We start from the raw sequence: 23,287 nt of genomic DNA, 5'->3' as shown, positions 1-23,287 counted from the left end.
AATCCAAAGAATTAAATCAATGACGAAGCCTAGAGGGAAATTCCTCTAGGTTTTTCTCTGTGGTTGAAAAAGAACAGAACCAAAACATAAAGTAATTCTCAATTTAAAATTATAGAAGTTACGGAAGCCGTAGTTCTCTTTAATACTTTGATATGGTTATTCAAGCATTCTAACGGTCCGTTGGAATAAGGCAAATCCAACGCATTTTTAATGCCCGTTTGAACTTTTTTAAAGGTATTAATGGTCGTTTGATAATAAGCTGGAAGCCTAGAATAATCTTGTTCTAATAACGCATGAAACTGTCGTAATCTCTTGTTTGTATGGCATAGAGAAACTTCTGATAACAGGTATAGCCAGCTCTCAATTCTTCATCATAAGCAAGTAACCGATCCACGAGTTCTATTTCTGTTAAATAGGCACGGAAAGAAGGACGCCACTGGCGTTTTTCAAAATTGAGCTTCGATTGATTCTTTTGAAGCAGTTTCCAGTATTTCTTTAGATGACGATATTTTTTTGCCTCTCCATTTCCCTTATGAAGAAAGGTATTCATTCGTTGAATTCGGTGTTTTAAGAACGTTCGCCCAATGTGTTGCACAATATGGAAGCGATCAAGAATAATCTGAGCCTTTGGAAATAGTTTCTTAATTAAAGAAAAATAAGGCGCATACATATCGCAAACAATGTATTTTACCCCTTCACGAACAGAGAAAAAAATCGTGAGAAATAACGTTCTAAAAAAGAAAGCTGCCGATTTTCAATGACATCAATTAATTGCCTTTTTGCCCGTCCATCATGATAAAGCTCATAGAAGCAGCGACTTGTTTCACTGATTTAAATTCATCAAAACAAAGAACTTCTGGCAATGTGAGCCGATTGATTTTTTTTGGTTCGTAAAACTGTTTCAATACGCGATAAAAAGAGGAAACAGAGACCTTCTTTTGACAGGCAATTTCGCTTATAGACGTAGTGTTTCGTAGACGCTCGGCAATCGAAAGCTTGACTTTCTTCGAGATTGAGCAACACTTTTCAATCAGATTTGTTTAAGCGACAAACGTTCTATCACAAGAATGACAGAAGAAAGGTTGTTTCTATAAGCATGAATACGTTTGAACCTCAGAGACATCATTCAGTAAAATCAGACACGTTGTAAAGCTCCAAAGAATAATCGAACCGTTTTCTTTGGCACCACAATGATGATAGGAGTGAGCGAAATAATCCAATGTACCAGAAAATACGTGGCAGATTCGTCCTTTGATTCGTTCCTTTTTTAAAGAATTTTCATTAAAAGTAATATTTAAGTCTAGAATATCTAAGGTATTTTTGATAAGATTTGTATAGGACATCTTGATTTCTCCTTTTTGAATGGTTTTAGACGACTTAATTCTAAAGGATATCAGGGTGTCTTTTCTATTATTTTGTATTAAAAAGATGCTGGTGAGCTCTCAAACATCAGAAAGTATAGAGCCCTTTTTTGCTGTTTTAAATGTTAGGAAAATTCAAGAGTTTTTTTGCCTTTTTTTAATTAGGATCTTGTTGCAGAATAATTCGTAAAATTTTGAGAGATATTCTGATCACTTAGCCTTGTAAGAAGAATTGAGAGTGTTCATAATGATAGTAATTTTTGGCGAAATCAAAGGGATCGCCAGTATTTGTATAATATATTTCCTCTACTAATAGTACGGGGGAATCTTCTGGTAGTTCTAAATACCGGGAGATTTCCCCCTTTGTTTTATGAACACTTAAATATTTATCAGAAAAGCCTATATGAATATTTAAGGCTTTTTCTAAATAGTGGAATATTGAGTCCTCTGCAATCGATTCATTCAAAAAAGTGACAACACTCATTTTGTAATAAGATTCTTCTACACATAATATTTGTCCCCGAATCGATTGAACACGTTTTACTAGGTATACATCATCATCAAGCGTGCAATGCAAATTATTTGCCACTTCTTCCGTTGCTTTGACAATTGTCACGTTAATTACTTTTGAAACAACATCAAAATAAGTCAAATCTCCTGAAAATCCTTGATTTTCTAACAAAGTGATATAGCCTTTGCGCTTTCTTCGGCGCACGAAAATACCGCTACCTTGAACTTGATAAATGACGCTACGTGATTCCAACACTTTTAATGTTTGTAAAATTGTATTTTTGCTAACCTGATATTCGGTGACTAATTCACTAACACTAGGTAATTTTGTTCCTTGAGGAAGATTTTCAGTTTGGATTTTAGATTCAATTTGTTGTGCGACTTCTTGATATTTCAGCATAAGTTCCTCCGATAAAGATTTTCTGATTTCAATAGATCAGTTAATTTTAAAAGGTTTTCTAGTTAAGTTTATCAGTAAAAGAATATTTGTAAATAAAAATAGTTATTGACAAATTGTTTGGTTACATTTATATTATACCCATACAATTGAAATGTAAATGTATAATTTATAAAAAAAGGGAGTTTTTAATGTTGAGCGGAAAAGTCAGGGATTATTCAAAATTAGCAAGTGATATTTTGACTATCGTAAAAGCGGATAATATTGTGAGTGTTGCTCGTTGTGCCACGCGTCTGCGACTTGTATTGAAAGCGAGTACACCTGAGATGAAAGAGCAATTATCTCAATTAACAGGTGTGATTACTGCGGTTGAGTCTGGTGGTCAAATGCAAATTGTAATCGGTACTCATGTTGGGGAGGTTTACGATGCGTTTATTAAGCTAGGAGAGGTGGAAAATCTATCAAGTGATGATGCGCCGAAAGGATCCATTTTAAATCGCCTTGTTGCGACAATGTCAGCTGTTTTTGCCCCGTTCATTTATGTTTTAGCGGCAGCAGGAATTTTACAAGGGATTTTGATTTTAGTGAATTTGGCATTTCCAACGTTTGCGGAAACAGGTACGTATCAAGTATTTAGTTTTATCTCTTGGGCTCCATTTACCTTTCTACCTATCTTTATTGCAGTAACAGCTTCTCGCCATTTTAAGTCAAATATGTATATAGCCATTGCCTGTTGTGCGGCATTAGTTTCGCCGACTTGGGCTGAGATGGCAGGTACGATTGCTTCAGGTCAAGCAATTACTTTTTTTAACATTCCTTTATCTGAAACTGTTTATACATCTTCAGTTTTACCGCCACTGATTTTGGTTTGGCTCTTATCTTATTTGGAGCATTTTATTGAAAAAAGAATTCCAAGTGTAGTACGTTCATTGTTTGTACCATTGATCTGTCTAATCATTATGGTACCTTTAACTATTTTGATCATCGGACCGATTTCATCAGGTGCAGCAACAGCGATTGCAAATGGCTATAACTTCTTAGCGGAAAATGTGCCGTTTTTAGCAGCTGGAATTATTGGGAGTATCTGGCAAGTCATTGTAATTTTTGGGGTTCATTGGGGTGTTACGCCGATGGTTCTAGCTAACTTTGATTTGTATGGTCGGGACTCTTTCCAAGCATTTCAAACTATTGCTGTGATTGCGCAAGTCGGAGCTGCTTTAGCTGTTTTCTTAAAAACACGTAATAAAGAAATGAAAGGTGTTTCTTTATCAGCTTTTATCACTGGGATTTTTGGTATTACTGAGCCAGCTATTTACGGTGTCACTTTACGTTTGAAAAAACCGTTCATTTACGGTTGCATTTCTGGTGGTATCGGAGCCATTGTAGCTAGTTTCTTTAATCCGTATTACTATGCTTATGCAGGGTTACCGGGTGTCTTAACAACCGTTAATGCGATTAGTAAGGATAATCCAAGTTCGTTTATCGGGATTGTAATCGGGTCATTAATTGCATTAGTAGGACCAGTTGTCCTAGCTCAGGTTTTTGGCACTGGTGAAACCAGAGCAGATGATCAAGAATTAACCCAGGAGCTAGCGACTGGAGAACCTATGATGACAGTAGATGGACCAAAAACTCCTATTTTAGCACCCTTAGCAGGGGACGTTGTACCGTTGAGTCAAGTGCCAGATGAAGTGTTTGCTAGCGGTGTTATGGGCAATGGAGTTGCCATTGAACCGAGCGATAACAAAATTTATGCACCATTTTCGGGAACGGTTAGCGCTGTTTTTGATTCAAAACATGCTGTGGGCTTAACATCTAAGGAAGGTGTAGAGTTACTGATTCATGTTGGGTTGGACACAGTGAATATGCATGGTGAAGGCTTTGACTATTTTGTGAAACAGGATCAAGAAATTCAAGTCGGAGAGCTACTGTTAAGTTTTGACAGTGAAAAAATTCAAGCTGCAGGTTATGTAGCAACAACGATTGTTGTGGTACCGAATAGTAATGAACTAAAAGACATGTTAATTACAGAAAAGACTCATGTAGATCGAAACGATATAATTTTAGACTTTAACTAAATAAACACAATTAAACAATTGGAGGAATAAGAAAATGGTACAAAAAGATTTTTTATGGGGTGGCGCTTTAGCTGCCCATCAATTTGAAGGTGGTTGGGATGCTGGTGGTAAAGGCCCAAGCGTAATCGATGTAATGACTGCAGGAGAACATGGCGTTGCAAGAGAGATTACGTCAACAATTGAAGCGGATAAATTTTATCCAAATCAAGTTGCGATTGATTTTTATCATGAATATAAGAAAGATATTGCACTGTTTGCAGAAATGGGTTTGAAGTGTTTACGTACCTCGATTGCGTGGACGCGGATTTTTCCTAAAGGTGATGAAGCTAAACCGAATGAAGCGGGATTGAAATTTTATGATGATGTTTTTGATGAATTGCTGAAAAACGGCATTGAGCCAGTCATTACATTATCTCACTTTGAAATGCCTTTACATTTAGCGCGTGAATACGGTGGTTTTCGCAATCGTCAAGTGATTGATTTTTTTGCTAAGTTTGCCAAAGTAGTGTTTGAACGGTACCAAGACAAAGTGAAATACTGGATGACGTTTAACGAAATCAATAATCAAATGGATGTTAATAATCCGATTTTCTTATGGACGAATTCAGGTGTTTTGGTTGAAGAAGGCGAAAATGCTAAAGAAGTGATGTATCAAGTGGCTCACAACGAACTAGTTGCCAGTGCTAAAGCTGTGATGATCGGGAAAGAAATTAATCCGGCGTTTCAAATTGGCTGTATGGTTTCTCATGTACCTATCTATCCTTATTCATGTAATCCAGCCGATATTATGGCAGCTGAAGAAGCGAATCGTCAAAGGTTTTTCTTTGCTGATGTACATGTTCGTGGAAAATATCCAAACTATGCGTTAAAAGAGTTTGAACGGGAAGGATACAATATAGACATACGTTTAGAAGATTTAGCCGTTTTGAAAGCTGGAACAGTCGATTATGTTGGATTTAGCTACTATATGTCGACAGTAGTAAAAGCAGATGCTAGAAATGATGTCGACAATAATATCGTCAATGGTGGACTTGCTAATGGTGTTGAAAACCCGCATATCCAATCAACTGATTGGGGTTGGGCGATTGATCCAGAAGGACTACGTTTTACATTGAATCGTTTATATGATCGTTATCAACTACCTCTATTTATCGTAGAAAATGGGTTTGGTGCAATTGACGAGTTGGAAAACGGAAAAGTACATGACGAAACTAGAATTGAGTATTTAAGCAAACATATTGAGGCGTTAGAAAAAGCAGTTGATTATGATGGTGTAGAACTTTTAGGTTATACGCCTTGGGGAATTATTGATTTAGTTTCATTTACAACTGGAGAAATGAAAAAGCGCTATGGAATGATTTATGTAGATCGTGATAATGCAGGAAACGGTACAATGCAGCGCTATAAAAAAGATTCTTTTGCTTGGTATCGCCAAGTTATCGAAAATAATGGATTAAAATAGGTAGTTTTAATCCATTATTATGAGAGAGAGACACCTTGAATCTCCTTTTGTACTAGGTTTTGGTGACTTAGTATCAAAGAGAGTCAGGGTGTTTTTTGGGATGGGATAAAAAGCATATCTAGGTAATTTAAAAAGGCTCTTTGTCAAGTATTTTTGGTGGAAAAGAACTTTTTATTTTGTACAAAAACTAACTAATTGAAGAGTTGCAGATTAGAATTGTGGTTTTTGGGGAAAATAAATCAATTGTTTGGTAGAAATACAAAAAAAGATTTTGGAATAAAGCAAATGAAAGGAGTCTGGGACATAACTTTACGAGTTATGATGTGCGCCCTAAAAGTTGTACGTAGATTAACCTGTCATTCGACTGGTATGAATTCGGTATTGAACCGGACTCATACCAGTCAATTTTGCTTTTATCCGATGATGATTGTAATAATCAATATAATTTGTAACTGCTCGTTTTAATTCCTCAAAGCTAGAAAAAATACGGCCATAATACATTTCTTGTTTCATTAGACCAAAGAAATTTTCCATTAATGCGTTGTCCAAACAATTTCCTTTTCGTGACATACTCTGGTATAACTTTGCTTGCTTCAATTGTCTAACATACTGTTGATTTTGATAATGCCACCCTTGATCGGAATGGATTGTTGTTCGAAAGTTGGTCTTTTTACTTTCTTTAATGGCTGTTTTTAAAGGAATCAATACACAATCCAACGTTGGTTTTTGCTGAAATTGATAGGCAATGATTTCTCCATTAAAACCATCAAGAAAAGGACTGAGATAGGCTTTTCTTTTTAGTTTAATTCCTTCGGAATTTCGTTCAGTATAGTGGAATTCTGAAATATCTGTAAAGATTTTTTGTTTTGGAATCGTGCTAAAGAAGCGGCGATTCACCTTGTTTTTAGCCAAGGTTCCCACCAAACCTTTGTAAGATCGATACCTTCTTGAACGACGTGTAAAGCTTATACATACTAAGTTATATTTCTTCATAATTCGTCTGATTTTCTTATGATTGATTTGATAGCCCCTATTCACTAAAGCCAACTTGATTCGACGATAGCCATAATTGCGATCATTCTCTTCAAAAATTGTTTGAATCAATTTCTCTATGTGAGTCATTTTTTCTTCGCTCATTATCTTTTTCCAGTAATTGAAGGTAGAACGCGGTAGCTTAATCGCTTGTAATACATGATCTTGACGATACTTTCCAATAAGTTCTATGGCTATTCTGGTTTGAACTCGTCTTTTCGCTTCGCCATAATAGTCTGTTGGAAAGTCCGTAGCTTTTTTAAATACTCGACCTCGATTCGCAAACGTTCATTCTCACGCTCTAATTCCTTTTCACGAGATAGTTTGCTTGTTTCTTGCTGTTTTTTTGTTGGTTTGTTCATCCTTTTTTTGGGTCTCCCTTTTTGATTGGACAGAGCAGTTTGACCACCAGCGATATATTTCTTTTGCCAACGAGAAATCATCGACCCACTAGGCAGCTTGAATTGTCTTGCTGCTTCACCGAAAGAAGCATCTGTCGTTTCTATAAAGTGTAATACATCTCGCTTAAATTCACTAGTATATTTTGTCAATGAACGGTGTCTTTTGAGCCCTTCTTTCCCAAATAATTGATAGGAGTGTTTCCAATTGTAAATTAAGGCATTTGATGGGAGTCCGTATTTTTTAGCCAAGGCTCGTCCGCCCAGAGGGCCTTCTAGGTACTCTTTCACTAGCTTTAATTTGAATTCTACCTCATAATAACTCATAAAAAATAACCTCCAAAAATTGTATTTTTCACGTGCAACTTTTGGGGGTCACATCATTATATCTCAGACTCAAAAAATCCGTATAAACGGTGGGAGCAGAAGCAATCCCTTCGGAAATAAGCCGAAATTCACAAAAATTTGAAGAGCAATTTTCGTGAATTCCTTCTTATTTCTCGGGATTAAACACTCCTGTCCCAACCTCCTTTTGTTTAATTCTCCACAAGTGCGGAAGAGATTGGGATCGAAATTTCAATGACATCTTTTAACTCAATGATTGAAATTTGATCGTGGTCATATTTATCCTTAGGAATCCGTTTTAATAGATACTTTAGAATTTCATTGATTTCCGTTTTTCGAACAGCACGTTTTTTGTTCACAATCAATATTTCGGCATGTTGGGTAGCTTCTGTATAAACGACGGTCGTATTACCCGCTGAATAAACTTTAACAAAGTATGCATCGGTATTTTCTAGTTGTTTATTGACTAACCGTTTATAACTATTAGTTACGTTGACTAGTTTCATGTTTTTCACCTCATTCGATTCTTTATTTTTGACTTTGATAATAAAAAACAGAATATTCACAGCTCAAAAAAGCTGAAATAGTCTTTTTCAAATTTGATATAATCCTTATTCATCTTAATTATAAATTTTTTTAGCTTAAATAAAAAGAAATTTGTCTTAAAAAGCACAAAAAAGTCAATCAGTTTGCCTGATTGACTTCACTTTTTATTCTGTTTCAGTAGTTTCTGTGCTGATATCACTAGGATCTGATGTTATCTCACCTGTCACAATGATCTTACCATCATCGTCTAGTTTAGCCAGCAATTGATGCTCTTCAGGATGGTCTAAGAAGTATTCGGCGATACCATCTTCGATTTGTTCTTGGATCGTGCGACGTAATGGGCGAGCGCCCATTGCAGGATCGTAGCCTAAATCTACAAGTTTTTCTTTCACATCTATTGGGACATCAATGTGAATTTTTTGATGAGCAAGTAAGTCGTTGACATCATCTAACATGAGGCTAACGATGTTCATCAAGTTTTCTTTACTCAATGCTTTAAACTCAATGATCCCATCAAAACGGTTCAAGAATTCAGGTGTAAAGAAATTATTCAACTGTCCTAAAACAGATTTTGTTAGACCGTCACGAGCAGCGCCAAACCCAACATTGGCTTCGACATTACCAGTTCCAGCGTTACTTGTCATGATAATGATTGTATCTTTGAAGCTGACTGTTCTACCTTGGGCATCTGTTAATCGACCATCATCCAGAATTTGTAAGAACATGTGCAATACATCAGGATGAGCTTTTTCAATTTCATCTAATAAGATCAAGCTGTATGGATTACGACGGACTTTTTCAGTTAATTGTCCTGCTTCATCATAGCCCACATAACCAGGGGGTGAACCGATCAATTTAGAGACACTGTGTTTTTCCATGTATTCACTCATATCAAAACGGATCATCGAATCTTCTGAACCAAATAACTCGTAAGCTAATTGTTTAGCCAATTCGGTTTTCCCAACACCTGTTGGTCCCACAAATAAGAAAGAACCAATTGGTCGGTTTTGTTTGCCTAGACCAACACGGTTACGGCGAATCGCTTTTGAAACACGATCAACGGCATCGTCTTGTCCAACAACATGAGCTTTTAAGTCGACTGCTAAGTTTTTCAATTGTGTTTGTTCTTTTTCTTTCAAATCACCAACGGGGATACCTGTTTTTTGTTCAACAATGGCTTCGATATTTTTTTCATCGATCACTGGTGTTTCTTCGTCACTGATCTGTTTTTCTTTCATAGCTTGTAATTTATTGATTTGATCACGGTAGTAGGCCGCTTTTTCAAAATCTTCTTCTGCAGAAGCCTGTTGTTTTTGTTTTTCAGCATCTGCTAGTTTTTTTTCAATTGTTTTGGGATCGACGATTTGGATCGTTAAGTTCATTTTAGAACCTGATTCATCCAATAGGTCGATTGCTTTATCCGGTAAAAAACGGTCTTGAATGTACCGGTTGGATAAAGTTGCTGCTGCTTTGATTGCTTCGTCTGTGTATTTTACATGATGGTAATCTTCGTAACGTTTTTGTAGCCCTTTAAGGATGGCAATCGTTTCATCTACGGTTGGTTCATCAACACGAACTGGCTGCATCCGACGTTCTAAAGCAGCATCTTTTTCGATGATACGGTACTCATTCAAAGTAGTTGCACCGACCATCTGTAATTCACCACGAGCAAGTGCTGGTTTTAAAATATTGCCAGCATCCATATTACCGTCACCAGCAGCACCAGCCCCTACGATTTCATGAACTTCATCAATGAATAAAATAATATTTTCTGCTTGTTTGATTTCTTCGATCAGCTTTTGCATCCGTTCTTCAAACTGTCCACGAATACCAGTACCTTGAACAAGTGAAACCACATCTAAGCGAATGACTTCTTTGTCCAATAGTTTTTGCGGTACATCACCATCAATGATTTTTTGAGCTAAACCTTCAACAACTGCTGTTTTACCAACACCAGGTTCACCGATTAAAACGGGATTATTTTTAGTTCGGCGGTTCAAGATTTCAATCACTCGTTTGATTTCTTCATCACGACCAACTACTGGATCGATATCGCCATTTCTAGCAGCTTCAGTGATGTTGATACCATATTCGCCCAAGAGCCCATTTGATTGACCAGCTCCGCCTCTTGGTGGCTGACCACCATTAAAGCCATTACCGTCGCCAAATTGAGTTGGCGGTGTTTGACCATTAGGATTCCCTTGTTGTTCTTGCATTTGACGGGATAAAGAGCGATATAAATCATCTAAACTTCCAAAACCAAATGGATCTTGTTGAGACATTGTTGGTTGATTATCATTTGCTTGTGCTTTTAGTTTTTGATAGCAACTTTGACAGTAATCCAATTGTTTTCTTTGACCATTAACATTGGCATATAAATGAATCGTTGCTGGATTTTGTTGACAATTTTGACAAATCATAGGATAAAACACGTCCTTTCAAAATAAGACTAATTTTGTATCAAAGTCCTTTAGATAAAGTCAAGTAGTCTGTTGACCATTTTTGACCTTTGAGATTATTATAGCATCTTTTTAGTAAGAATCAAGCAATTGAACTCTAGATTTAGTGAAGAGAATAAAGAAGAAATTCCAATCAATTATGCGTAATAATCTACAATAATGAAATTTATTCTATTTTTATAAAAATAATCCGGTTTATTTATAGTGAAATCAGTGGGATTTAGACAAATATCTAATTTTGTCATACAATGACCACAGGTTAAAAATAAAAATGAAAGCTGTGATCGATTAATGAACGAAAATTCGTTTAAAGAACAAATCAACGCCTTGAAAGAGGGAGAAATTTCTGAATTTACAGTTGAACCGCAGGATTTTACCGCTTTTAGAGAAGTCTGGAAAAATCTGCCTGATAGAATGTCTTTTGTCGGAGAAGCTGGATTAAATGGACGAATTATATATCGTTATATGAAGGAAGAAGAGTAATCGATGTTTTGATTCAATAAAAAATAGGTGAAAAGTGTTGTAACTACTCACAAAAAATGGTAATCTTAAAAATTGAAAGGGTATTATCCAGATTCTAGTTTCTTTTGAAACGTATCATGAAAGGAAAACCCTAACATAAAAAATTATTTTACTTACGAAGGAGACCGATTTATATGGAAAAGAAAGAATTTCACATCGTAGCAGAAACAGGGATTCACGCTCGTCCAGCTACATTATTAGTACAAACTGCAAGTAAATTTAACTCAGATATTAACTTAGAATACAAAGGTAAATCTGTTAACCTTAAATCAATCATGGGCGTTATGTCTTTAGGCGTTGGCCAAGGTTCAGACGTAACAATCTCTGTTGACGGTGTTGACGAAGCAGATGCATTAGCAGCTATCGTAGACACAATGCAAAAAGAAGGATTGTCAGAATAATGTCTGAAATGCTAAAGGGAATTGCCGCAAGTGATGGTGTCGCTATTGCTAAAGCTTACCTGTTAGTTCAACCTGATTTGTCTTTCGATAAAAAGTCTGTAGAGGATACAACTGCTGAAGAAAGCCGTTTAGACGATGCTTTAGCAAAATCTACGACTGAGTTGCAAGCAATCAGAGAAAAAGCAGCGCAAAGCCTTGGTGAAGAAGAAGCACAAGTATTTGACGCACATTTAATGGTTTTAGCTGACCCAGAAATGATCGGTCAAATTAAACAAAACATTCAAGATAATAAAGTAAATGCTGAATCTGCGTTAAAAGAAGTAACAGATATGTATATCGGTATGTTCGAAGCAATGGATGATAATGCCTATATGCAAGAACGTGCAGCAGATATTCGTGACGTTGCAAAACGCATTTTAGCTCATTTATTAGGTGTTACTCTTCCTAATCCTTCAATGATCAACGAAGAGGTCGTTGTGGTTGCCCATGACTTAACACCAAGTGATACTGCTCAATTAGATCGTACGTATGTGAAAGCATTCGTAACGGATATTGGCGGACGTACATCACATTCAGCGATTATGGCTCGCTCTCTTGAAATTCCTGCAATTGTAGGAACAAAAGAAATCACTGCCAAAGTCAAAGAAGGCGATATCTTAGCTGTTAACGGAATCGATGGCGATGTCATCATCCACCCAACTGATGTTGAAAAAGCTGATTTTGAAGCAAAAGGCAAAGAATACGCTGACCTTAAAGTTGAATGGGAAAAACTAAAAAATGCTGAAACAGTGACTGCTGATGGTAAACATATCGAGTTAGCTGCCAACATTGGTACTCCTAAAGATTTAGAAGGCGTACACAACAATGGTGCTGAAGCTGTTGGTCTATATCGTACAGAATTCCTTTACATGGATTCTCCAGATTTCCCAACAGAAGATGAACAATACACAGCTTACACAGCAGTTCTTGAAGGCATGAACGGCAAGCCTGTCGTGGTTCGTACAATGGATATCGGTGGAGATAAAGAATTACCTTATCTTCAATTACCGCATGAAATGAACCCGTTCTTAGGTTACCGTGCTTTACGTATCAGCTTATCTGAACGTGGTGACGAAATGTTCCGTACACAAATGCGCGCATTATTACGTGCTTCTGTTCACGGTAACTTACGTATCATGTTCCCGATGGTTGCAACGTTAAAAGAATTCAGAGCAGCGAAGAGCATCTTTGAAGAAGAAAAAGCTAAATTAGTTTCTGAAGGAACAAAAGTTTCTGATACGATTCAAGTTGGTATCATGATCGAAATTCCTGCAGCCGCTGTAATTGCGGATAAATTCGCCAAAGAAGTTGATTTCTTCAGTATTGGAACAAATGACTTGATTCAATACACAATGGCAGCAGACCGTATGAACGAACGCGTTTCTTACCTTTACCAACCATATAACCCATCAATCCTACGTTTGATTAAAAACGTGATTGACGCATCTCATGCAGAAGGTAAATGGACTGGTATGTGTGGAGAAATGGGTGGCGATCAAATGGCTGTACCATTATTGGTAGGAATGGGATTAGATGAGTTCTCAATGAGTGCGACATCTATTCTTCAAACTCGTAGCTTGATGAAACGTCTAGATACTAAGAAAATGGCTGAACTTGCGGATCGTGCGTTGAATGACTGCGATACAATGGAAGAAGTTATTGACTTGGTTAAGGATTATACGAAATAAATAAGTACTAAAGTCTTCACCATTCAGATTCTGTTCTGAGTGGTGAAGACTTTTTTTAGTGAATGTTTGGTAATTAAGTCTAGAATGAATACTAATATGGTGGCGTTTACAATGAAATGGTTTAAGTATATTTGCTACTCCTTTATTTTTATTCATCTATTATATCGTTTTTAATATAAAGTTTGTAATAAATAGTTATTTTAAACAAAAAATATAAATAAAATGTTAAAAAGTTCAATGAAAAGGACATGGATACCGCTTACAATATGATTTATGATAGTTCAAAAAGATTCAAAAGTAGTGAAACTCAAGAAACTACGTTGATTACATGTAAGCAAGATTAGCAATCATTGATTCTGAGTCTACAAACAATAATCACACGAATCAAGTAGAGCATTCTCGTGATAAAAGGTCATAGGAGACCATATAGCATATATTGTTATCAAAACCTAAATATAATCAAAAAGGAGATTTTCTAAATTGACTACATTTACAATTGCTGCAACAGGATTATCAATGAACTACATGCCACAATACATCGCAGAAGAACAAGGTTTTTTTGATGAACAAAAGCTAAAATTATGTTCGTATTTACCTGATCCTTGGACAAAAGGACTTGATGATTTAGAAAATGGTCAAGCAGATGTTGTGTTAGGTGGAATGTGGCTGCCTATGATTTATTGTCAGAATATTCAAAAATACACGTCAGTTGCAAAAATAGCGTCCAAATGCCCATTAGTTATTCTTTCAAGAGAAAAAATATCAGGATCATTTGATTGGAAAAATTTAGAAGGAAAAAGAGTACTTGTATCAGGAGGCGATGGAGCAGGTCATTATTTAATGACGGTTGGCAGCGCGCGAGAAGGTGGTGCTGATCCAAATAAAATTCGGTTTATCCATGATTTTTCAACAGCTATGATTTGCGATCTTTTTGAAAAAGGGTTTGGTGACTTTATAGTAGTCCAACCAGATACAGCTCATTCCATGATCGATCGACAAGTAGGTTTTAACTTCTGTGATTTAACCAGAAAGGGAAGCAATATACCCTGGAGTGTTTACTATAGTTTGCCTGAAATAATAGAAGATAAATTAGTTGAATTTGAAAAATTCGCCGTAGGTCTTCAAAAAGGGACGTCATATTTATTAGAACATGGAGGAAAAGCCTGCAGCTCGATTATTAAAAATAATTGGCCGACAATTTCCGTAGAAGACGGTATTAAAACAATTGATCTGTTTATAAAAGAGGGAATGTGGACTCCGACTATAAATATTGAGTCCCAAGAGGTTGATCGTTGGCAAGATTATTTAATACTAGGAGATGTATTAGACAGAAAAATAGCATACGACAAATTAGTCGATAATCGGCCATATCTATATTCTAAAATAAATTAATTTTATGAAAAAGGAGATTCAAATGAAAATTATTGTTGCTAATCCAAATAGTAATACAGAATTAACAAAAGTTTTAATGAAATCAGCAGAAAAAGGATTTAATGATTCATCTACAGAATTGATCCCATATACCAATCCTAAAGGCTCTAAACATATAGATTGTACTTTTGGCGATTATCAATCTGTTTGGTCGTTTGTGCGAGGGTTACTTGATTTTACAGAAGAAGTGAACCCAGATGCGATTGTATTAGCTGGATTCGGGAATTTTGGTTTTTTTGCTTTAAAAGAGGCATTAGATATTCCAGTCATATCAATAGCAGAAGGATCTCAAGTTATTGCGACCATGTTAGGACATAAGTATTCAATTCTAACTGTTTTCAAACAAAATATACCTTATCAAGAAGATCTTACACATTTACTACGTTTAGAAGGAAAACTTGCCTCAGTACGAGGGATTGAAATGGATACGGAGAATGTGAACCAAAACAGTTCCGTAAAAGAATCGCTAAAAAACACAATCATCAAGATGATTGAAGAAGACGGTGCTGAGGCAATTGTATTAGGTGGTGCTAGATTTGCGATGTATGCGGATTCATTAAGTGAAGAAATAGGTGTTCCAGTTATAGACCCTGTTTCAGTATCCGTAAAATTAGCTAAATTATTTGTAGAGTGTCATCTATCACAGAGTAAGATTGGGAAATTTAATTATCCACCACAAAAAATAAGCGACTATTTTGTTGACTGAAAAGGAGTACGAGCAGAATGATTTTAAATAAAGTGAAGAACTCTAGTTTATCTATGAGGATTGTCGTAGGATCTATTATAGGGTTGATCATAGGTTTTGTGCTAGGAGAAAATGCTGAAAGTTTAAAGTTTTTAGGTGATATCTTTTTAAGATCAGTAAAGATGTGCGTCCCCTTATTAATTTTTTGTTCTATTGTTGAAGCAACGGCCTCTTTACCGTTAAAAGAATTAAAAACTGTTGGACTGAAAACATTGGGGGTATTTTTTGTTAGTACGTCTTTGGCGGCAGTTTTGTCAATTATTGCAGTAAAAATCATTCCAATCAATTTAACGTTGACTGCTCCTGGATCAGATGCATATAAAGGAACGGTTGCGGGTGGTAATATACAAGAAACTATTGTAAATTTTATTCCAGATAACGCAGTTGGGGCACTTGCAGAAGGAGTTATTGTCCAAATCATTGTTTTTGCAGCATTGTTTGGTATTTCTGTAAATATTATGAAGGATAGTTTTGAAAGTGTAAACGCACTCTATGAGTTAATATTAGGTTTAAGAAAAGTAATAATGAAAATCGTCTCTATTGTGATGGTCTATGCACCAATTGGGATTTCAGCGATGCTTGCTGGTGTTATTGGCACAAGTGGAGTAGATGCATTGAAATCACTTGTTCAGGTCATTGTAATCGTGAGTATACTCGATATTATTTTCTTTGTGCTCTATACACTTTATGTAGCTATCAGATATCGATTAAGCATTGTTACGCTTCTTAAAAATAGTCTAAATATTATGGTTATAGCTGTAACGACTACTTCCTCAGCGATAACTTTACCAGTATCTCTAGAGGATGTGCCTAAAAAGATGGGCGTTAAAGAACGAATATCTGATTTTGTTTTACCTTTAGGAAATGCATTAAATACAAATGGCTCGCCAATTTCAAATATTGTTTCGGCTGTGGCTTGTGCATCTGTATTTGACATCCAATTTACATTACAAAATCTTATTTTATTAGGCGTATTCTCAGTTGTTGCATCTTTTGGGAATCCAGGTGTTCCAGGTGGCGGAATTGTATCTATGGCGATTGTTTTTCAAATGATTGGTATTCCAGTTGAAGGAGTAGCTATTTTTGCAGGTTTGGATTATTTTTATTCTTTAACACGAGCACCATTGAACGTAATGGGGAATGTTTACTCATCAATTATTGTTGGAATTAAAACAGGTGAATTTGATAGAAACGTATTCGAATCCAGTACTAACTAAAATGAGTCATTACGAGTATATAGTTTGTAGAAAATTAGGACAAAAGCATTCAACCGCTAAAAGTGGTTGCTTTTGTTCTTTTTTATTGGAAAAACTGAGTATAGAGTTGATTCACTTAGGAAAGGAAACGTATTTTTTAAAAGGTCAAGATACTAAAATTTTCTTAAAACGGAGCATACTTAGGGACTAACTAAAAGTATTGTTGTATAGTAATGAACAAGTAAATCTTTAGGAGGTTACTATGAAACAGACAAAGACAACACTGGCTGTAGCAATGACAGTTCTTTTGGTTTCTACAGGTTTATCAAATGGAAAAACAGCATTTGCTACACAAAGTAGCACGGTTGAAAGTACTTCAGTAAATGCTAGTAATACAGAAACAACTCAAAGTTCTGAGAAGAATCTACAAATAAACGCAGTCGCTTTAGGCAATGCACTGACCCAAGAGCAAAAGGACTTTACTTTAAAAGAATTAGGTATCAAAGGTGAAACACCACAATATACAACAACAGGACAAGATTTGATGAGTTTTATCCCTGATGGTGGCTTCACACCAGAATGGGCTGTTTATAGTTCAGTTCGAATGGAAACACAGAAAAAAGGTGCAGGAATCTCTGTAGATATTGCTACACCTAAAAATATTACGAAAATCACAGAAGCCCAATACCAAAATGCGGCGTTAACAGCTGGGATTACAGATGCGAAGTTGACTGTTGCATCAGCTGTTCCGATCGATGGTTCAGGAGCGTTAGCAGGTGTCTATAAAATCGTTGAAGAATCTGGCGGCATTATCAATCGAGACCGTGTAGGTGTCGCTCAAGACGAAATGGATGTACTATCTAAGATCACAGAAGAGAATAAAGATAAAGATGGTTATACTGACGAAGCCTTAAATGCAGCGCAAGAGCAAGCGAAAAAAGAATTGGCTGCCAAAACTGCTGATGGCAAAAATTTGACCCAAGCAGATATTCAAAAAACTGTTGAAGGTGCATTACAAAGTCAAGGAATCAAAGATGTGATGTCATCAGATCAAGTGAAAGAATTGACGACTTTGATGAGCGATATGAAAGATAAAAATATCTTTGAGGACTTTGTTGGACAACTCGATTTGTCTAAAACAAAAGAACAAATCGAGGAAAAATCTAAGGGTCTTTGGGAAAATATCAAAGGATTCTTTAGCGGAATTTGGGATTCTATTACTGGTAAATAAGCTAGTCTAGGATAAGTTTACTTATATGCAAATAATAAAGTGGGTTTAGCTAAAAATAGTTACATATTTTAGCTAAATCCTCTTTTTTTTATGTATTTTTCCTGTAAACTTAATGTATATCTAAAATAAATAGGAAAAAAGGGGTAGCTACGAGTGAAAGTGAAAAAAGGAATGTTGTTAGGTGGATTTATGTGTATTGTGTTAGGTATAGTATTGTACTTTACTGTGAAACCAGAAGCAAAAGTAGAGACAAAAGCACTGAACGATTATGAATATTGTATGGTTTATTATGAGAAAATTCGGTTGTTAAACAAAATTGTACCAGATCTTGAAAAGGAATTTACGGCCGAATTTGGAGAGCCCAATTTAGATTCACGAAAGTTATTAGTCAAACCCTCTGATGTCAAAACGCTACGGTGGGAGATAACTCGCGGGAAAAAGAAGCTAGCTCAGTTATCTTTTGAGTATACAAAAAGAAAAATTACATCTAAGTATATTATTTTCAATGATCCCACAGTTTATGCAGAAGAGTCGATCATTGAACGGGCAAATAAAATGACGCTTGATGAGAAGGTTTCAGAAAAAGTATTAGAAAATATAGGGATTCCTTCATTTATCAACACCTCAAAAAAATCCTTATTCGATGACGAAACAACAGAATATGAGTACAAGGTTGATAAAAACAGTAATCGACATTTATACTTTTATTTAGAGGATGGAAAGTTATTCGTTGAACCTCAGATCGGTGAGTGAAAATTTGGACACGAGATAAAGGAGAAATGAAGATGGGCAAGCAGATGAAATTTGTTTTAGAAGCTGATTTTAATTATTCGAAATATAGTATTGTGAAGAAAGCAGCGATTGTTTTGTTTGTAGTGTGTTGGGCCATATTGATTTTTTCCATAGGAATTAAAACAGCGTATTTCTTTTTAAACACCGGGTATGAGGCAGTTGCTTTTTCTATAAGCTTTTTGATAAGTTGGGTTATTTTTGATTATTTATTGAGAAAACTATACAAAAAACTATTTTCTAAACGAGTCAAAATTTTTCAAGGGCATAATGATTTAACCATTTGGATAAATGGAAAAGAAATACAGATCAAAAAAGAGCAAATAAAAAAAGTCAAAGCGAAGGCAGTGACAAATAAATTACGTCGTGGCGGTAAAGTTGAAAATACTAAGTTGATTATTTACACTACAATTGGGAAATTTCATTTTACGAACGATCAAGCGATTTATGCAGTGAAAAAACTCATGAAGTTTGAACCAGCTAAAAAACAATAGGTTAAAGTTGTTAGAGCAATTTTAGTTATTGGAAGCGAAGCCTCGTATTCTCTTTAGTTGATTATAAATTGAGTGTGTCATTGAAATAGGATAAGAAAGAGAATTGAAGTGTTTCTTTAAAATAGGCGTTCTAATTACGAATGACCAGGCAATTTATGCAGTAGATAAAGTATTAAAAGCGGCGCCTTCAATCAAAAGAAAATGAGCAGACAATAGAATTAAGCTTCAAGGGTAAATTCATCAACGAATGATGCTACTCTTGAAGCGTAGTTTATTTTTATCCAATGATTATTCTAACGATTTGATATGCTGCTTCATTTTTTTAATCGCCCATTCATAATGACTAGACGTTGCGGAAACACAATAGCTTCCCAGTGTAGAGGTTCCAGTCCAAGAGAGTGTATTTTTAGCGAATAACTCTTCATTTGTAAAAGCTTCAATCATGTTTAAAACGTCAGCATGGCTATTGTTAAGAAGTTGCTTTGCTTCGTCTAAAGATGTATTTTGGTGTTTTTCGATAAATTCTTCATTCAGTTTTCCATAAGTTCGCCAATTATATGGAGCAGGTAGAAAGGGCTGGGCTTCTCCTTTTTGATTCGATGTTACCCAGTTTAAGAGTAACTGATGCCATTCATATAAATGGATCAAGACATCTCGTAAATTTTGATCTCGTTGCCAGTGGGCTTCTGTTCTTTTTTGTAAAAATGTTTCACTAAAAGCAAATGGTGCATTCTGTTTTTGATCATCCATCGAATCAATCAGTTGCCATAACTTTGAAAACTGCTCGTCTGCGGTTGTGATCAAATCTATTTTTGTTGTAGGTCTAGGCATAATGTTCACGCTCCTTCATAGTGGTAACTTCATAATAGCATAGTTAAGGTGACAACTATCTGTCACCTTATGGCTCCATATAATTCTTTTTCATTTCTTCAATATAAGTGAGTAATTTTTTTTCCACATGTGGCGGTGAGATAACTTTAACTGAAGCGCCTAGAGATAGGAGAAAGGAATACAACCATTCATCTTCTGGCAATTGTGTATCTACAAGAAGGGAACCATCTTCATTTTTTTGGCTATCACGGATATCAAACTCATCGTATGCTCTATAAGCACGCTCTTTTGAGATTAAAAAGGTTAAGTCTAATAGAGCTGGACTGTCTGTTACTTCAATCGCTGGAACTGTAAAATCTTTTTTAGAAAAAACGTCAGTATCTATAGCTAAGTCGGTCATTCGATTGAGTTTATAGGTTCTATCCGCTTGATTAGTGGGGCAATAAGCTTGAAGATACCAGGCTTTCGATTTGAAAAGTAATTTTAGTGGATAAACTGTTTTCAAGCTTGTTGCTCCATAAGAATTTGCATAAGTAAAAGAAATGACTTTTTCGGTAAGAATAGCTGTTTTCAACTGTTCAAATTTTTTATTGTCTGGATCAGTTTTACCCCAACGAGAAAAATCCACTTCAATCCAGCTCGTGTCTGTTTTACTAAATAGAGCTTGCAGTTTGGATAAAATAGTTTCAGAATGTAAGGGAGGTGTGGCAGCTAAGCTTTGAAGGGCAAAGAGAATTTGGTCTTGTTCATCTGCTGAAATAATGGTTTTGTCTAATACATAGTTCTCAAGTAGTGAAATGCCGCCGCCTTTTCCTTTAGAGGTGTAGATTGGGATTCCTGCGATAGATAAGGCTTCTATATCACGGAGAATCGTTCTTTTTGAGACTTCGAAATGGTTCGCTAATTCGTTTGCGGTAAGCTTTTTTCTTTCGAGTAGCAGATAGACGATTTCGAACATTCTGTTTAGTTTCATGATAGATCACCTTCTTGTTTTAGACTATTTAAGGTTATTATATCATGAAGGGAAACGTTTTTTTGAAGTCAGAAAACTTGGAAGAGTGTAGTTTTAATAGACAGCTATTTTTTAGTGTTATACGAAATAAGGACAAGGAGGAATAAAATATGACTGATAAAATAAGCAAATCTAAAAATCTGAGAAAACTGGACAATACAAATAGTAAGTCATTACCTAATGAAGTTATCCAAATGCTATCTCTAAAAGAATTTTCTGATGATATCGATTTTTTTATGAATAAGTATGATCACGTTTTTAGAGGTTTGATTGAGAAATAATAGGTAGCAGAAACAGTAATTATAATTGGAGGCTGACTCATATAGTCCTTTTTATTATTATAGATTTGGTGATTTTGTACTTTTATCTTGAATTTTTTCTTTTTTTGCAGGACGAATACGCGATTCTAGAAATTTTAAAGTTAGTTTCAAGCAACATTCAACAATTGAGAAAAAGAAAAAACGATAGAGATGGCCGCCTCTATCGTTGGGGTGACTAACAGACTGTAGCAAGTTTCTTTACCTATTTAAAAAAATTTCCAAAAGTGTCTAGAAATTCTTACAAAAATTAGGTACAATAAAGAAGCTAGTGCTACGGTACTAGTAATCAGGCAACTTGGATAGATAGGTTATGCTTTCTATTCAGGGCTTCATTTACTGGGTGGTACCGGTGAATGAAGTGCCTATTTTGTTTTGAATCACTGCGCTGTTGCTTAGATCTCATCAATTTCTAAAAGCTAAAGCTCTAAGAATTGAAGGACTGCGATTGGCAATAAGACAGAGCAGGTGATGAAAAGTACAAGGTGAATAAAATGAATGTTGTCACCGTATTGTCATTTCTTTTTCTCAAATTTTATAGGATAGAAACAAAAAAACGATTACAGATCCCCTGCAATCGTGGACAATAGGCAAGTCAAAGACCTGTATCTTTACTCAGTTATACTTGGAAGGAGAAGGGTTAAAGTCTTCTGGTAGACAACTGAATGCAAAAATAAGAACATGACGTACACTATTGGCGATTTGCTTAAGCAGGTTATGCTGTTTAATCAAAACTTCTCTAGTTTGGTTGGTAGCCAGGTCAGGAAGTGCCGTTGATTTATTTTTATGGTTAGGAGGGACAACCTCTACTCCACTCATTTCTGGCTAAGTGAAAGTTTGCTGTTCTCCTTGTTAATTATTTCTATCCTATGGCTATTAGTATACCGAAATAAATAGCAGTTCGCAATAAAAAATCTGACATTCTTCGATTAAATAACACTATAAAACCTCTCCCTTATATATAAGGTAAAATAACAAAAAATTTTTTCTAAATCTTCTCATTCGCTTCTCTTATTAATATTATTTCTCGTTATTTGTATTAAATTATGTATTAGTGAGTAAATGAGCACTGACGCCGTTTTTTATATATTGTGAAATGTGTCAAGTTACTACGATGACAGGAGAAACGCTTGATTTGTGAAATACATATAATCGAAGAGGAGATTTTAAAAAGAGTTACTCGTTTTGAAGAAGCCAAACGGAATCTTTACAAGCAAATAGAGACCGCTAAACCGCTATGACCTGATCAAATTTAAAAACACAAAAAATTCTTTAACAGTTCATTTTTCTGATAAAATAATAGAGAAGTATTAATAAAAAAAGGAGAAAAATGATGTTGAAAAGGAAAAATAAACTAAGGGATTATCTAATTTTCTATCTATACAAGCTAGTAATTTTACTATTTACATTGTTAATAAGCTGGCTGCTAATCAGTAAAATTGAATTTCTAAATGATTCGTGGCAAGTAGTGACCACTCATTTTACGGAATGGTCTTACTACGAAGATAAGTTTGAGCTTGCTATTGTGACTTTAATTGTGGTTTCCTTGGCTGCACTTGGCGTAACAGGGATGTTTTTCATTTATTGGGGGATTGAGTATGTACTTAGATTCATATTAGTACGAACAAGGCTTTGTCATGTCCAAGAGCAGGAATTAGAAGCTCGAATTAGTGACAAAGTGGTTGCTTCATATCGTCCTCCTGGTGGAGGCCCTAACGTGATTGTTGAAGAGTGTAATCTAAATCTAGAAATTGATGGGGATAAAAAAATGCATAAACTGACTGTACCATACGATCTTTTTGAGATTTTAGAAAAGGGCCAGATGATCCAAGTCATTGAATCTAAATACAGCATTTTTGGCAGTTGCTTTGACAAAACGATGACTTTAAAGGCTGAACAAGAATTAGATAGTTTAGAAGATTAATCGTGAGAAAGTCTATAAAAGTTCGCTAACGTAAAAAATTTTTCACCTATCCATTTGACACCCACCGTCTCATCTGCTA

The 23,287-nt window shown here is 35.5% G+C and carries 19 protein-coding genes and 2 pseudogenes; 13 read left to right on the top strand and 8 right to left on the bottom strand.

The window, feature by feature from the left end; all coding sequences use genetic code 11:
- Window positions 1-45 precede the first annotated feature (45 nt).
- Window positions 46-1,343, bottom strand: a pseudogene (locus IGJ55_RS12045) (ISL3 family transposase).
- Between the two features lie 232 nt (window positions 1,344-1,575).
- Window positions 1,576-2,271 carry a GntR family transcriptional regulator gene (locus IGJ55_RS12040; protein ID WP_069655535.1) on the bottom strand — a complete coding sequence of 232 codons (696 nt, stop codon included), beginning with the start codon at window positions 2,269-2,271 and terminating at the stop codon, window positions 1,576-1,578.
- 188 nt (window positions 2,272-2,459) lie between these two features.
- Between IGJ55_RS12040 and IGJ55_RS12035 the strand changes: the two genes are divergently transcribed.
- Complete coding sequence (locus IGJ55_RS12035) at window positions 2,460-4,346, top strand: beta-glucoside-specific PTS transporter subunit IIABC (RefSeq protein WP_069641014.1); 1,887 nt, start codon at window positions 2,460-2,462, stop codon at window positions 4,344-4,346.
- 34 nt (window positions 4,347-4,380) lie between these two features.
- Window positions 4,381-5,808: a 6-phospho-beta-glucosidase gene (locus tag IGJ55_RS12030; RefSeq protein ID WP_069641015.1), complete on the top strand. Its 1,428-nt coding sequence runs from the start codon at window positions 4,381-4,383 to the stop codon at window positions 5,806-5,808.
- 348 nt (window positions 5,809-6,156) lie between these two features.
- Here IGJ55_RS12030 and IGJ55_RS12025 read toward each other — a convergent pair.
- The 4 genes and pseudogenes from IGJ55_RS12025 to IGJ55_RS12010 form a co-directional block, all read right to left on the bottom strand.
- A pseudogene (locus IGJ55_RS12025) lies at window positions 6,157-7,047 on the bottom strand (IS3 family transposase); the annotation flags it as partial.
- A complete protein-coding gene (locus IGJ55_RS12020; RefSeq protein ID WP_429949422.1) occupies window positions 7,035-7,565 on the bottom strand; it encodes a helix-turn-helix domain-containing protein in 531 nt (176 codons plus the stop codon). The gene IGJ55_RS12020 and the pseudogene IGJ55_RS12025, both read right to left, overlap by 13 nt.
- Window positions 7,566-7,774: 209 nt before the next feature.
- Window positions 7,775-8,089 (bottom strand): DUF1827 family protein, encoded by a 315-nt coding sequence (locus IGJ55_RS12015; protein ID WP_069641017.1) that lies wholly within the window; start codon window positions 8,087-8,089, stop codon window positions 7,775-7,777.
- A 204-nt stretch (window positions 8,090-8,293) separates the two neighbouring features.
- Complete coding sequence (locus IGJ55_RS12010) at window positions 8,294-10,549, bottom strand: ATP-dependent Clp protease ATP-binding subunit (RefSeq protein ID WP_069641018.1); 2,256 nt, start codon at window positions 10,547-10,549, stop codon at window positions 8,294-8,296.
- A gap of 330 nt (window positions 10,550-10,879) precedes the next feature.
- Here IGJ55_RS12010 and IGJ55_RS12005 point away from each other — a divergent pair, with 330 nt between their 5' ends.
- From IGJ55_RS12005 to IGJ55_RS11965, 9 genes are all read left to right on the top strand, one after another.
- A complete protein-coding gene (locus IGJ55_RS12005) occupies window positions 10,880-11,071 on the top strand; it encodes a hypothetical protein (RefSeq protein ID WP_069641019.1) in 192 nt (63 codons plus the stop codon).
- A gap of 173 nt (window positions 11,072-11,244) precedes the next feature.
- A complete protein-coding gene (locus IGJ55_RS12000) occupies window positions 11,245-11,511 on the top strand; it encodes a phosphocarrier protein HPr (protein WP_010760596.1) in 267 nt (88 codons plus the stop codon).
- Window positions 11,511-13,238 (top strand): phosphoenolpyruvate--protein phosphotransferase, encoded by a 1,728-nt coding sequence (gene ptsP / locus IGJ55_RS11995; protein WP_069641020.1) that lies wholly within the window; start codon window positions 11,511-11,513, stop codon window positions 13,236-13,238. The genes IGJ55_RS12000 and ptsP overlap by 1 nt, the downstream gene beginning before the upstream one ends.
- Before the next feature lie 480 nt (window positions 13,239-13,718).
- Window positions 13,719-14,630 (top strand): ABC transporter substrate-binding protein, encoded by a 912-nt coding sequence (locus tag IGJ55_RS11990; protein WP_069641021.1) that lies wholly within the window; start codon window positions 13,719-13,721, stop codon window positions 14,628-14,630.
- 22 nt (window positions 14,631-14,652) lie between these two features.
- Entirely contained in the window at window positions 14,653-15,375 is a 723-nt protein-coding gene (locus IGJ55_RS11985; protein ID WP_069641022.1) for an aspartate/glutamate racemase family protein, read from the top strand.
- A 17-nt stretch (window positions 15,376-15,392) separates the two neighbouring features.
- Window positions 15,393-16,631, top strand: coding sequence for a dicarboxylate/amino acid:cation symporter (locus IGJ55_RS11980; protein WP_069641023.1), 1,239 nt, complete (start codon window positions 15,393-15,395; stop codon window positions 16,629-16,631).
- A gap of 241 nt (window positions 16,632-16,872) precedes the next feature.
- A complete protein-coding gene (locus IGJ55_RS11975; RefSeq protein WP_069641024.1) occupies window positions 16,873-17,841 on the top strand; it encodes a DUF1002 domain-containing protein in 969 nt (322 codons plus the stop codon).
- Between the two features lie 153 nt (window positions 17,842-17,994).
- Window positions 17,995-18,594 (top strand): hypothetical protein, encoded by a 600-nt coding sequence (locus IGJ55_RS11970; RefSeq protein WP_207121573.1) that lies wholly within the window; start codon window positions 17,995-17,997, stop codon window positions 18,592-18,594.
- Window positions 18,595-18,626: 32 nt separating this feature from the next.
- Window positions 18,627-19,124, top strand: coding sequence for a hypothetical protein (locus IGJ55_RS11965; RefSeq protein ID WP_430606560.1), 498 nt, complete (start codon window positions 18,627-18,629; stop codon window positions 19,122-19,124).
- 288 nt (window positions 19,125-19,412) lie between these two features.
- Here IGJ55_RS11965 and IGJ55_RS11960 read toward each other — a convergent pair whose 3' ends face one another.
- Together IGJ55_RS11960 and IGJ55_RS11955 are read right to left on the bottom strand one after the other, a co-directional pair.
- Entirely contained in the window at window positions 19,413-19,955 is a 543-nt protein-coding gene (locus IGJ55_RS11960) for a ClbS/DfsB family four-helix bundle protein (RefSeq protein ID WP_430606559.1), read from the bottom strand.
- Window positions 19,956-20,022: 67 nt separating this feature from the next.
- Window positions 20,023-20,928, bottom strand: coding sequence for a helix-turn-helix transcriptional regulator (locus tag IGJ55_RS11955; RefSeq protein ID WP_430606558.1), 906 nt, complete (start codon window positions 20,926-20,928; stop codon window positions 20,023-20,025).
- A 149-nt stretch (window positions 20,929-21,077) separates the two neighbouring features.
- Here IGJ55_RS11955 and IGJ55_RS11950 point away from each other — a divergent pair, with 149 nt between their 5' ends.
- A complete protein-coding gene (locus IGJ55_RS11950) occupies window positions 21,078-21,248 on the top strand; it encodes a hypothetical protein (protein ID WP_429949061.1) in 171 nt (56 codons plus the stop codon).
- Between the two features lie 1,369 nt (window positions 21,249-22,617).
- The gene (locus IGJ55_RS11945) at window positions 22,618-23,208 is read left to right on the top strand and encodes a hypothetical protein (protein ID WP_430606557.1); all 591 of its coding nucleotides are present in this window, start codon (window positions 22,618-22,620) and stop codon (window positions 23,206-23,208) included.
- Window positions 23,209-23,287 lie beyond the last annotated feature (79 nt).

The sequence above is a fragment of the Enterococcus sp. AZ170 genome (genome assembly GCF_050545135.1).
In the GTDB taxonomy this organism is placed as follows: Bacteria; Bacillota; Bacilli; order Lactobacillales; family Enterococcaceae; genus Enterococcus_L; species Enterococcus_L ureilyticus.
This window is presented reverse-complemented; position numbering and strand designations above follow the sequence as displayed.